This is a genomic window from Aerococcus viridans, from assembly GCF_002871935.1.
GTDB lineage: Bacteria > Bacillota > Bacilli > Lactobacillales > Aerococcaceae > Aerococcus > Aerococcus viridans_B.
Genome location: NZ_PNHQ01000013.1, coordinates 21,524 through 34,956, shown reverse-complemented (window position 1 = coordinate 34,956; position 13,433 = coordinate 21,524). Strand labels below are relative to the sequence as shown.

General features: G+C 37.0%; 12 protein-coding genes. 1 reads left to right on the top strand and 11 read right to left on the bottom strand.

All coding sequences use genetic code 11. The annotated features are described in order from the left end of the window. The first annotated feature begins 194 nt into the window (after positions 1-194). Positions 195-1,250 carry a DUF6933 domain-containing protein gene (locus CJ191_RS06180; RefSeq protein ID WP_070468772.1) on the top strand — a complete coding sequence of 352 codons (1,056 nt, stop codon included), beginning with the start codon at positions 195-197 and terminating at the stop codon, positions 1,248-1,250. A 72-nt stretch (positions 1,251-1,322) separates the two neighbouring features. Here the strand turns inward: CJ191_RS06180 and dnaJ are convergent, their stop codons facing one another. The 11 genes from dnaJ to glyA form a co-directional block, all read right to left on the bottom strand. Then, positions 1,323-2,480, bottom strand: coding sequence for a molecular chaperone DnaJ (gene dnaJ, locus CJ191_RS06175; RefSeq protein ID WP_102199298.1), 1,158 nt, complete (start codon positions 2,478-2,480; stop codon positions 1,323-1,325). 90 nt (positions 2,481-2,570) lie between these two features. Beyond that, positions 2,571-4,397 (bottom strand): molecular chaperone DnaK, encoded by a 1,827-nt coding sequence (gene dnaK / locus CJ191_RS06170; protein WP_070468768.1) that lies wholly within the window; start codon positions 4,395-4,397, stop codon positions 2,571-2,573. A gap of 76 nt (positions 4,398-4,473) precedes the next feature. Continuing rightward, entirely contained in the window at positions 4,474-5,025 is a 552-nt protein-coding gene (gene grpE / locus CJ191_RS06165) for a nucleotide exchange factor GrpE (protein ID WP_070468782.1), read from the bottom strand. Between the two features lie 21 nt (positions 5,026-5,046). Further along, positions 5,047-6,099, bottom strand: a complete 1,053-nt coding sequence (gene hrcA, locus CJ191_RS06160; RefSeq protein ID WP_070468766.1) for a heat-inducible transcriptional repressor HrcA — start codon at positions 6,097-6,099, stop codon at positions 5,047-5,049. Between the two features lie 272 nt (positions 6,100-6,371). After that, the gene (locus tag CJ191_RS06155; protein WP_102199297.1) at positions 6,372-7,559 is read right to left on the bottom strand and encodes a M20 metallopeptidase family protein; all 1,188 of its coding nucleotides are present in this window, start codon (positions 7,557-7,559) and stop codon (positions 6,372-6,374) included. Positions 7,560-7,753: 194 nt separating this feature from the next. Continuing rightward, positions 7,754-8,722: a riboflavin biosynthesis protein RibF gene (ribF, locus tag CJ191_RS06150; RefSeq protein ID WP_102199296.1), complete on the bottom strand. Its 969-nt coding sequence runs from the start codon at positions 8,720-8,722 to the stop codon at positions 7,754-7,756. A 20-nt stretch (positions 8,723-8,742) separates the two neighbouring features. Next, positions 8,743-9,654, bottom strand: a complete 912-nt coding sequence (truB, locus tag CJ191_RS06145; protein WP_070468759.1) for a tRNA pseudouridine(55) synthase TruB — start codon at positions 9,652-9,654, stop codon at positions 8,743-8,745. Between the two features lie 144 nt (positions 9,655-9,798). Further along, positions 9,799-9,990 carry a DNA-directed RNA polymerase subunit beta gene (locus CJ191_RS06140; protein WP_070468758.1) on the bottom strand — a complete coding sequence of 64 codons (192 nt, stop codon included), beginning with the start codon at positions 9,988-9,990 and terminating at the stop codon, positions 9,799-9,801. Between the two features lie 15 nt (positions 9,991-10,005). Further along, positions 10,006-11,310 carry a UDP-N-acetylglucosamine 1-carboxyvinyltransferase gene (gene murA / locus CJ191_RS06135; RefSeq protein WP_070468756.1) on the bottom strand — a complete coding sequence of 435 codons (1,305 nt, stop codon included), beginning with the start codon at positions 11,308-11,310 and terminating at the stop codon, positions 10,006-10,008. Positions 11,311-11,404: 94 nt separating this feature from the next. Continuing rightward, positions 11,405-12,040, bottom strand: a complete 636-nt coding sequence (upp, locus tag CJ191_RS06130) for a uracil phosphoribosyltransferase (RefSeq protein ID WP_070468754.1) — start codon at positions 12,038-12,040, stop codon at positions 11,405-11,407. A gap of 122 nt (positions 12,041-12,162) precedes the next feature. After that, positions 12,163-13,383 (bottom strand): serine hydroxymethyltransferase, encoded by a 1,221-nt coding sequence (glyA, locus tag CJ191_RS06125; RefSeq protein ID WP_102199295.1) that lies wholly within the window; start codon positions 13,381-13,383, stop codon positions 12,163-12,165. Positions 13,384-13,433 lie beyond the last annotated feature (50 nt).

The window sequence follows — 13,433 nt, the reverse complement described above, 5'->3', positions numbered from 1 at the left end:
TCCCCCTCTTATTTTCAGCAATTACCATTATAGCAAAATTACCCCATTACCACAACATTTTGCCTACTTTATCATTTCCAAGACTATCTGTGGTTACCTAGCTGATGACCCTATATTAATCAATAGATGAATGATAAAATTATGTTGCATAAACTTATGTTACTATTCAGTCTTTGACAACGGAGGTTAAATATATGCTCATTCAAATTACCAAAAAAACTGAACCACTTTTTAACGCTATAGATGAACAAATGACAAAAGAAAACAGTCAAGCTTATGCTACAGAAAACCCATTATTTACTTGGACAGGTAAATATTTCACCCAAAATAGAAAGAAAATTCTATGTCTCATTAATAATCAAACGCTTGCAGTTGTTATCATCAATGATGTCAACGCAACAAAGAAGAAAAAGATTGAAGAACTTGTCAGAGTTGGTATATCGGCATCATTAGAATTATGTGCCATATCACAAGAACAAATTCATGACTATTTAAACACTGATCCGACTTTGGCAATTGGCCCCACGACAGATCGTAGAATCATAGGCATTTTAAATGAAACAGTACTCGCCCTATCTACTTATGGTGTCGATCTTAGCCAAGAATATCCACTACGCATGATGCTTATGCTGAACAATACTATATTAACACTTAGTCAGCCTGCAGCTACAGATGAAACTAGTAAGGCATTTGACCAGCCACTTCAATTTACACCAATAACTGATATAGAGAAAAAATTGAAAAATTCTGATAGTGAAAATGGCAACCAATCCATTGTTCAAAAGAACTGGCAATCCTATCATGAGATTGAACAGATCAAAAATGAAGACGAGGATGCTTTCCAAGATCAGTTAATCAGCAATAATGAAATCATACTCGATGCTTTTTCTACGTATTTAGAAAAAGTACGAGGTCTAAGCCCAAAAAGCGTACGCAAACATCAGTCTAGGGCTAGAACATATATCCAAGATTATCTAAATTATTATTACCCTACTACACCAATTGATGATACCGATGACTTCGATACAATTGTACACTTTTTAAGTGCTTTTATTTTAGATAAGCATATAGCAACTTCAAAGGCAGACTTCAATTCATATAAAACGGCCTTAAAACATTTCTATACTTTCTTAAATGTTGTCGGTGAAATTTCAGATAAGGATTTGAAAATGGCCAAAGAAGCTATCGCCTTAGGTGGTGATGATAGTTTTTATGAGCTTGCTAACATGAGTGGTGATTTTTGGTTCTAGTTCATATCACATAAAACAGAGCTAAAAAATGGTAGTAAAAGTCAATTTGACTTCTGCTACCATTTTTACTGCTTATGAAAATGCATCTTTTAACTTATCAAAGAAGCCTCTATCCTCTTCACTAACTTCATCATTTGATGCTTTTGCGAAGGCTCTCAATGAAGCTTTTTGTTCTTCATTCAGATTCTTAGGCGTCACAACTTTGACAGTAACTGTTTGATCACCGTTTGAATTACCATTCAATTTAGGTGCTCCCTTACCACGTAAACGGAATTTAGTTCCTGTTTGCGTACCAGCTGGCACCTTCATAGAAACTTTACCATGAACGGTAGGAACTTCAATTTCATCACCTAAAGCTGCTTGTGCAAAGTTAATTGGTAATACATAGCGTATCTCAGATCCTTCACGTTCGAATGTATCAGATCGTTTTACATGGAAAACAACATATAAGCTTCCAGCTGGTCCATTATTTTTACCAGCATTACCTTGTTCGTTTAGACGCATGCTTTGACCATCTTCTACTCCTGCAGGTACATTTACTTTAACTTTATGCGTTTCAGTTTCACGACCTGCACCATGACAGTGATGACAAGCTTGGTCATAGATTTTCCCTTTACCAGAACATTCATGACATACAGATTGAGAAACAACACGGCCTAATGGAGTTTGTTGGTAAACTTTTTCAACACCGGAACCTGAACAAGTAGGACATGTATGTACAGCAGTACCTGGCTCCGCACCAGAACCTTCACATACTTTACAGTCTACTTCTCGACGATAAGAAACAGTTTCTTCAGTTCCAAAGATTGCTTCTTCAAATTCTAGGTCCATATTGTATTGTAAGTCATCACCTTGTTGCGGTGCATTTGGATTAGCAGTACGGCCGCCTCCGAAGCCACCACCGAAACCGCTAAAGCCGCCGCCTCCGCCACCAAAGAATTGTTCAAAGATGTCTTCAAAGCCAGAGCCACCGTAAGATTGGTAATTACCGCCACCAAAGCCACCGTCTGTAGCTGCATGGCCATATTGGTCATAGGCTGCACGCTTTTGTTCATCGCTTAAGACTTCATATGCATCAGATATTTCTTTAAACTTCTCTTCAGCATCTGCTTCTTTATTAATATCTGGATGATATTTTTTTGATAATTTTCGATAAGCTTTTTTTATTTCATCCTTACTAGCGGTCTTAGACACACCAAGGACTTCATAATAGTCTCTTTTTTCAGCCACGCTGTACTCCCCCTTGAATCATGCGTTATGTAGTTTATCATAACATAAGAAACCCCGCCCTCAAAGAAGACAGGGTTTCTAATTTATGCATTATTTGTCGTCGTTAACTTCTTCGAAGTCAGCGTCTACATCGCCATCATTGTCTGAAGCATCACCTGCGTCAGCTTGACCTTCAGCTTCTTGTGCTGCTTGTTCATACAATTTAACTGTTAAAGCTTGGATTTTTTCACTTAATTCATCTTTTTTAGTTTTCATTGTTTCAACATCTTCAGTTTCTTGCGCTGCTTTCAATTCATCTTTTAGCGCGTTTGCTTCGTCAATTTCAGATTGGTCAACTTTACCTTCTAATTCACCAGTTGTTTTTTCGACTTGGAAAATTAATTGGTCTACCTCATTTTTAAGATCTGCCTCTTCTTTACGTTTTTTATCTTCTTCGGCATTTGCTTCAGCATCTTTCATCATACGGTCGATTTCTTCGTCTGACAAGCCTGAGTTTGATTGGATAGTAATTTGTTGTTCTTTACCAGTACCTTTATCAGTTGCTTTTACATTAACGATACCGTTTTTATCAATATCGAATGTAACTTCGATTTGAGGGACACCACGAGGTGCAGCAGGAATATCTGTTAATTGGAAACGACCTAATGTTTTATTGTCTGCAGCCATTGGACGTTCACCTTGCAATACATGTACATCTACTGCTGGTTGGTTATCTGCCGCAGTTGAGAATACTTGTGATTTAGAAGTTGGGATTGTAGTGTTACGGTCAATTAATTTTGTGAACACACCACCCATTGTTTCAATACCTAATGATAATGGTGTTACATCTAGTAATACAACGTCAGTAACGTCACCAGAGATTACCCCACCTTGGATTGCAGCACCCATAGCTACTACTTCATCAGGGTTAACTGAACGGTTAGGATCTTTACCAGTTTCTTGTTTAACCATGTCAATAACAGCTGGGATACGAGTAGAACCACCAACTAAGATTACTTGATCAATGTCAGATTTAGATAATCCAGCATCTGATAAAGCATTTTTAACTGGTTTTTTAGTACGTTGAACTAAATCGTAAGTTAATTCATCAAATTTCGCACGTGTTAAAGTCACTTCTAAGTGAAGTGGACCTTCTGCCCCTGCCGTAATAAATGGTAATGAAATTTGTGTAGAAGTTACACCAGATAAGTCTTTTTTAGCTTTTTCAGCAGCATCTTTTAGACGTTGCATAGCCATTTTATCAGAAGATAGGTCAATACCATTTTCTGATTTGAATTCAGCGATTAAGTGTTTAACAATTGCGTTATCGAAGTCGTCCCCACCTAAGTTGTTGTCACCTGAAGTAGATAATACTTCAAATACACCATCACCTAACTCAAGGATAGATACGTCAAAAGTACCACCACCAAGGTCAAATACCAACACTTTTTCATCTGCATCTACTTTATCTAAACCATACGCTAATGCAGCTGCTGTTGGTTCGTTCACAATACGGTCAACTTCTAGACCAGCGATTTTACCAGCATCTTTAGTTGCTTGACGTTGTGCATCGTTGAAGTACGCAGGTACAGTAATAACTGCATTTGTAACTTTTTCACCTAAGTAGTCTTCGGCATAACCTTTTAAGTATTGTAAGATCATCGCTGAAACTTCTTGTGGTGTATATTTTTTATCTTCAATTTCTACAGTAAAGTTGTCTTCACCGATGTGACGCTTGATTGAAGCGATTGCGTTCGGGTTAGTTACCATTGAACGTTTCGCTACTTCCCCAACTTGACGCTCACCATTTTTGAATGATACAACTGAAGGTGTTGTACGATTACCTTCTGGGTTAGCTATAATTTTAGGTTCTCCACCTTCTAATACAGAAACTGCAGAGTTAGTAGTACCTAAGTCAATTCCGATAATTTTTGCCATAATAAACATGTCTCCTTTTTTAATAGTCTATCAATTTAAATGAGTATATTTGTTAACTAGTAGCTATGTACCTAATCTATTGCGCGATAGTCACCATCGCAGGTCGTAGAACACGATCTTTTAATACATACCCTTTTTGGAACACATCAACCACTTCCTCAGCTTGCTGACCTTCTTCGGCTGGCACAGCACTTACAGATTGATGGAAGTTTGGATCAAAAGTTTCTCCTTTAGGATCAATTACTTCAATACCTTCATCAGCTAAGGCTTGTAGTAAGCTCGCATGTACCATTTCAATACCCTTCACTAATTGCTGAGATGACTCATCGTCCTGTGCCAATTCTAGCGCACGTTCCAAGTTATCGATTGCAGGCAGAATACCTTTTGCTAAGCTTTGTGATCGATATTTAGAAGCTGATTCTCGTTCGGTTTGATTACGTCGGTGCATATTTTGAATTTCAGCAGATAGACGCATAATTTGGTCTTCTTTGGCTGATAAATCAGCTTGAAGAGAAGCTAATTCGCTATCCTCCACCACCGTTTCTGTTTCTACTTCTGCTTGCTCATCTTGAACGTCAGTTTCGCTGATTTCTTCATCAACATTTAAATCTTGTTGATTGTCGTCCATTTTTGTCAATTGATAGACCTCCTAAGATTTATAATAATTGTCCAGGTATCTTGCCATTTCTTTTGAAATACTTTGGAAAAGTTGTGCCATACGTATATACGACATACTTTCAGGACCAAGTACAGCAAAAGTAATTAGCTTACCTGATTTAACAGTACCCATGCTTGTAGACATTAAACTCATATTTTCCAAGGTTGGATCTTTGAGTTCCTTACCTACCCTCACTTGGATACCTTGGTCTGTGGTATTAATCAATGAAGCTATCACTGACTGGTCTTCTAGTAATTGACTCAATTGAGGAATACTAGTACCATTAGCCGATTCAGCTAATGAAGAAAATAAATAATTTTGACCATTTACCCTTATACCCTCACTATTAAATTGATTCATGAACCTGTAGATTAACTGATCACTAGCTTCACTAGAATGGTTCATTTGTTCAATATCTTTTAAATAGTGTGTTTGCAGTCGCTTAATCACAGTTGCAAGTTCAAGTCCGACAAGTTCTTGGTTCATTATTTCTGCTATTCTCTCAATTAATTGTGGCGTAACCACTTCATTGAAAGTCACAATTTGATTACGAATAACGCCTTTATCTGTCACTAGTATGACCATTGCCTGGTCTGCCGTAAGTGACAGCACCTGAAAGTTAGCTAAACGTTGCGTTGCAATATCTGGACCTAATGAAATTACGACGCTTTCTGAAAGCGAGGCCAGGGTCGCAGCCGTTTTTTTAATCACTTGACTCAAGTCGTTATAAGGATCATGGAATATCTCTCTAAGTAAAGCATCTTCCTCTTCCTCAAGCTCTAAATCAATCAACCCACCATAATATGGCATGATATGATTAATATAGTAACGATAGCCCGCTTCAGCTGGTACACGACCAGAAGATGAATGGGTTTTTGAAATCAACGAAAAATCTTCAAGTTTGGCTAATTCATTTCGTATCGTAGCTGAACTTGCATTTATTTCTTGATGTTGAGATAAAGTTTTCGAACCGACTGGTAATTGATATTTTGAGTAATGGTCAATTACCGCCTGTAAAATCAAACTTTGTCGTTTTGTTAACATCTAATCACCTCATTAGCACTTAACAACTCCGACTGCTAACATGTTTATAATATAACACCCTTCATTCCTTTTGTCAATAATAGTCAAACTTTATTTTGACTATTTTTAGCATTTAAAAGTTACTTATTACAAAACCTCGCTATAAATTGTGCGTTAAAAAATATTCATTAAAAAAAAGACATCAATCATATTATATGTTTGACGTCTCTTCCGAAAAATAAAAGTACTAATATGAAGGTGTTTTCCCTTACCTATAAACTTGTATCGATATTTTATTTGTTATCTCGTAACCAGTTAGTAGCAGATGTTGCTAATGTAGCAGAACCAACAATTAGAGCTTCTTCATTGAATTGTACTAATGGATGGTGAACTGGATAAACTTCACCATTATCATCTGGTAATGGACAACCGACGAAGAAATATGTAGATTCAGGCAATTTACTAGCAATATGCGCATAGTCTTCTGATGCTAAATATGGCGGAACATTCATTACGTCATATTTACCAGCCAAGGCTTCTTTAGCAGATACCATAACTTGGTCAGCCATAGCTTCAGAGTTGATTAAGGAAGGGCAATCCGCCATTACTTCATATTCCGTTTCTGCACGAAAAGCTTTACCAATATGTTCAACTATTTCTGGTAAACGTTTTGAAACATGTGCTGCTGATTCTGGGAATAATGAACGTGAAGTACCTTCTAAAACTACTGTATCAGGTATAACGTTAATAGCGCCACCTGGTGCACTAATATACCCCATAGATAGTGAAGCACCTTTATTAGATGGTAATTCACGCGCTAAAATACCATTAGCACCATTGTTGATTTGACTTGCTACGAAAACTGGATCAACACCATTATTGGGCATGGCACCATGAGCACCTACACCTTTAATAGTAATTCGGAAGTTCAAAGCAGATGCCAGCGCTTCTTTTTTGTGAATTTCAACATCTACTTTATCACCATTTGGCCACATATGTAATGCCATACCGGCATCAGGTGTAGGATTTTCTAAGATACCCTCTTCAACCATTACACGTCCACCATTTAAAGTTTCCTCGGCTGGCTGGAATAAGAACTTAATTTGTCCTTCAAGCTGGTCTTCATTTTCTTTTAACATTTTTAAAACCATTAATAAAATAGTGGTATGCATATCATGTCCACATAAGTGTCCATTTTCATTTTTAGATGTACATACTGATTGAGATTTTTCTGTAATTGCCAGTGCATCCATGTCGGCACGTAATAATAAAGTTTTACCTTTAGCACTGTCACCTAATGTACCGGTGATTCCGTAAGTATTACCTACGTTTTCATATGTAATGCCAAACTCATCTAGTTTTGATTTTACTAGTTTAGTAGTTTCTGGTAATTCAAAACCAACTTCTGGATTTTCGTGTAATTGACGACGAACTTTTACTGCATCATCAAAAATTTCTTTAGCACGGTCTAAATATGCCATTTGACATTCCTCCAATATTTTCTATATTTCTACTATATTGTACTCCTAATTTAAAATTTGTCTAATAATATCTATACAAACCTAAGATTGAAATCCTATAATATCAACATTTCACTCTTTTTTGTTGATTTTTGCATACTTAATAAAAAAGTAAACGCTATAGGTAAGTCCATAGCGTTTAATAATTGATATATTTATTTAATTTTATCATTTGTCAAATTTTGCAATTTTTCTAAATATTTTCTCGCTTGAATCGCATCTTGGTCCATTTGATCAATTAAGCCATCAATACCATCAAACTTTAGCTCAGGTCGTAAATATTGATGCCAATATACCGTCACGTATTCCCCATATATCTCACCTTTAAAATCTAGAAGATGAATTTCTACGGTCCGTTTACGTCCTTCTCCAAAAGTTATATTATTCCCAATAGAAGCAACACCAGGAAACACTTGGTCGTTCAGCAACATTTCAACGATATAAACGCCTTCAGCTGGGATCAATGACTCTGTAGCGATCATCAAATTTGCAGTAGGATAACCTAATTCTCGCCCTCTTTTCTCACCGTGAACTACAATACCATCGTTAGAATAGATGTAACCCAACTGTTGATTTGCTTTATCAATTTTACCAGTATTTAGATCTTGTCTAATTTCAGTAGATCCTACTTTATTCGTATCTTCTGATAATTTATTTACTTCTATAATATTAAAGCGACCAGCTGCGTGTTCTTTAAGTGTATGCATATTAGCTAGGTCTTTTTTACCATAAGTATAATCAAATCCGGCAACAACTGACTTGGCATGAAGCCCTACCATATACTGATCAACAAATTCCTGTGGTTTCAATGCAGAAAAAGCTGACGTCAGCTGAGCAACATATAAATAATCCACTCCTAGATGCGTCATTAAGCGTTCTTTCTCTTTTAAAGTTGTTAAGTAAGTGACCTCTTCAGGTCTAATTTGTTGATACATAATTCTTGGCGCCATATTAAAAGTCATTACAGCTAGTGGTAATTGCAAGCGGTCTGCCTCATCTCGTGCTGCTTTAATCACCGCTTGATGACCTCTGTGGACGCCATCAAAAAAGCCTAAAGCTAACACAATGTCTCCGGTATAAACTGTTGCTTGTTCAAAAGGATGGTGTAAATTTATTGTTTTCATTCAGTATCGTCGTCCAATCTTTAAAACATTTTACTTGGTTTAATCTTACCGTCTTTACTCGGGTGAACATCATAAAGAGCTTTTAACTTGCCGTCTATGTATGCTGTCACAGGTAGCTGGCTTCTTAGTGATGGTGGTAAAGTGTTGATTTCTAGTACTGATCCATTTTCTACTAACTTCACTAAATTTTTATCTTCAATTGGCAAATGCCACTCTGGATATGCAGACATTGCTGATTCAATTGGTACTAACCAAGAATAATCTTCAACTTCTACCGCTTTTGCCAAGTCTGATAAGGTTAGACAATCCCCTCTTGAAAAAGGGGTTGAAGCTTTCCGAGTAAGGCTAGTCATCGTAGCTGGTACGCCTAATTTCTTACCTAAATCACTTGCTAAAGTACGGACATAAGTCCCTTTACCGCAAGTTATCTCAAAGGCAAATACTTGCTTACCTTCAACAAAACGAGACGTCCCCATTAATTTAAAGCTATGCACAAAAACAGGGTGTTCAGGTCGTTCAACCTCAATGCCCTCACGCGCATATTCATAAAGTCGTTTACCCTTAACTTTTATTGCCGAAAACATAGGTGGAATTTGGACAATATGTCCAGTCAACTCATCCATCATTTTTTGGATTTCTGTATCAGTAAAAGCAGATGGTAATACTTTTTCTGCTATCACCTCACCATCTAAATCTTCGGTGGTAGTTGCAAAACCTAAGGTAATTTCTCCAGTATAAACTTTGGTTTTATCCATTAATAACTCAACCAGCTTAGTAGCTTTACCCAAACATATCGGTAGGACACCATCTACATTGGGGTCTAATGTCCCTGTGTGCCCGACTTTCTTCATTTTCAATATTTTTCTTACTTTAAATACACTATCATGGCTTGTCATGCCACGTTCTTTCCATAAAGGCAAAATGCCGTCCATAAACTCACCTCATATCTAGCATATTGTAACATATGGTAGCGAAAAAACGGCTTTGAATACGATCAAAAAATATATTTTCATGATTAAAAAAGCTAAGAACTAGCACGCATCTAGTTCTTAGCTCTTCAAGTATAAAGTGATATCTTAACGAATAAATGAAAATACATGGTTCCAGCTATCTGGATTTAAAAAATTAAAAGCCGATTGATTTGATGAAATGCTATAGCCAATCAAACCACCAACGACAAATAGTAAAAAAACTACAAGTAATAAAAGTAATCCCCAAAACAATAATTTTTTCCATGGTTCATTTATATATTGATGATATTGTTTCATTTGTTCACTACCTAACTAATCTAACAAGCTAGCAATTTCAGCGTCCGATTTCTCATCGACGTCTACGCGTAAAATATTAGCACCTAGGGCGCGCAATTTCTGATCGAATTGATGGTAGCCACGGTCTAAGTATTTTAACTCAGATACTTTTGTCATACCTTCAGCCCTTAAACCAGCTAAGATTAAAGCCGCTGCCGAACGTAAATCAGAAGCTGCAACTGCTGCACCCTGTAATTCTGAAGGACCGTTCATAATGGCTGTATTTCCATTAATATTAAAATCAGCATTCATTCGACGCAATTCTTCTAAATGCATGAAACGATTTTCAAAAACTGTTTCTTCCATTTCTGAACTACCTTCAGCTAGTATTTGTGCTACTGTAAATGGTGATTGAATATCTGTTGGAAAACCAGGATAAGGTAATGTTCTTGCCTTTGTCGGATGTAAAACAGGAGAGCCTTGAACACGTACACCAGATACATCTTCAGTAATGGTTGCCCCCAATTCTTTTAATTTTGAAATCAAAGGTTGATTATGCTCTGAAATTGCATCTTCAATGTAAACATCACCTTCTGTGATTGCAGCAGCCACCATAAAAGTACCTGCTTCAATGCGGTCAGGAATGACTGAATGTTCAGTCCCTTCTAGATTTTTAACACCAATAATTTTAATGGTATCTGTACCAGCTCCTTGGACACGCCCACCCATTTTATTGATAAAATTAGCTAAGTCGACAATCTCAGGTTCACGGGCAACATTTTCTATAACCGTAGTACCCTCAGCTAGCGCAGCAGCCATCATAATATTCTGTGTTGCACCTACACTCGGAAAATCTAAATAGATATTTGCACCAACTAATTTATCGGCACGTGCTTCCACATATCCTGCAGTAGTCGTAACTTTTGCACCCAAGGCCTCAAAACCTTTTACATGTAGGTCAATGGGACGAGAACCGATTGCACAACCACCAGGCATTGCAAATTTCGCATGACCATATCTAGATAATAAAGGTCCCATTACAACAATACTAGCTCGCATTTTACTTACTAATTCAAATGGCGCTTCCGTTGTTAAATCACCGGAAGCATCTACAAGGATTTCGTTATTCTCTTCATCAAAATCTACCTTGGCATTCAAATTACGTAACACATCATTCATTACATATACATCTGAAAGTAATGAGGCGTTTGTTATACGACTTTTCCCTTTATTTGCTAATAACGTGGCAGCCAGTAGTGGTAAAACAGCGTTCTTAGCACCATCAACCCTTACATGTCCTTTTAATTTTCTGCCACCCTTAACAATCATATTTTCCGTCATTTCATTATCACCTATCTAAATTAATTTATCTGTTTCAAATATTGATGTTTATTTTTGTACACCAAGAGTAGCATATATTTCTAATAGATGACAATTATAAGGTTCCAAATAGGCGGTCACCTGCATCACCAAGACCTGGTAAAATGTAGCCGTCCTCATTTAATTTTTCGTCAAGTGCACCAGTAAAAATATCTACTTCTGGATAAGCATCTTGCAGCGCTTTTACACCTTCTGGTGCGGCAACTAAACAAACGAATTTGATGTTTTCTGGTTTTACATTACGTTTTACCAATGAGTCAATCGCCATGATTACTGAACCACCCGTAGCTAACATAGGGTCAACTACAATCACTTCACGTTCTTCAATATCTTGGGGCATTTTGAAGAAGTATTCTTGTGGTTGTAAAGTTTCTTCGTCACGGAACATACCAATATGTCCTACTTTAGCAGCAGGCATCAATAATAGCATACCATCTACCATACCTAGCCCAGCACGAAGAATTGGTGCAATCGCTAATTTTTTCCCAGCAATCACATTTTGTTTTGATTTTACTAAAGGTGTTTCAATTTCAACTTCTTTCATTGGCAAATCACGGGTGACTTCATAACCTAAGAACATGGTGATTTCATTTACCAATTCACGAAAATCTTTAGTACCCAATTCTTTATCACGTAACATAGCCATTTTGTGTTGGACTAGAGGGTGATCAATTACAACTAATTTACTCATGAATATATACCTCGCTTTAAGATTTTATGTTTCCTTGATTAATTTTGCTTAAACCCTAAATATTATATAGGACTTGACAGCCTAGTGCAAGTTACCTAGGCCGTCAAGTCCTTAAATATTGTTTAGTTTAATGGAAATGCTTTCGTTAAAGTTTCAACTTTTGCCATAACATCATCACGAACCGCTTCATCATGCGGATTTTTAATAATATTAGCAATCATACGTGCAACTTGTTCCGATTCTGCTTCTTTAAAGCCACGAGTAGTAATTGCTGGTGTACCAATTCGGATACCACTTGTTTTGAAAGGACTTAAACTTTCGTTTGGAATGGTATTTTTGTTTACGGTAATCCCTACCTCATCCAAGGCTGTTTCAATTTCAGCACCTGTAACACCAAATCCGATGACTTTAAGCAATAATAGATGGTTATCAGTTCCACCAGATACTAATGGAATACCTTCTTCATGGAAAACTTTTTCAAAAGCTTTTGCATTTTTAATAATTTGTTTTTGGTAGTCTTTAAAATCATCCTGTAAAGCTTCACCAAAAGCAACAGCCTTTGCTGCAATGACGTGCTCCAATGGTCCACCTTGAATGCCTGGGAAAATCGCGGAATTGATCTTTTTACCATAGTCTGCATTAGCGGATAAGATTAAACCACCGCGTGGGCCACGAAGCGTTTTGTGTGTTGTCGATGTTACTACATCCGCATATGGAATTGGATTAGGATGTAGACCAGCTGCAACTAAACCGGCAATATGTGCCATATCTACCATAAAGTAGGCACCAATAGCTTTAGCAGTGGCTGCAATCTTTTCGAAATCAATTGTACGTGCGTATGCTGATGCACCCGCTACAATTAATTTAGGTTGATATTCTTTAGCCAGACGGTCAATTTCATCGTAATCAATGAATTCTTCATCATTCGTTACGTTGTACGCAATAAAGTTATATTTCTTACCTGAAAAATTTACATGAGAGCCATGAGTTAAATGCCCACCATCAGTTAAGTTCATACCTAGGACTAAATCCCCTGGTTCTAAGAAAGCGTCATATACGGCCATATTAGCTTGTGATCCTGAATGTGGTTGAACATTAGCATAAGTAGCACCAAATAGCTTTTTAGCACGGTCAATCGCTAACGTTTCAATTTTATCAATTACTTCACAACCTCCGTAATAACGTTTACCTGGGTATCCTTCAGCATATTTATTAGTTGCAATCGAACCTTGCGCTTGGCGTACAGCCTTCGAAACCCAGTTTTCACTTGCAATTAATTCAATACCATGTTGTTGACGGTCCATTTCCTCGTTTAACAAATCAAAAATAATGTCGTTACTCATGCATCTGCCTCCAGCTTTATTATTTGATAAATATTCCTTGGAATCTACCT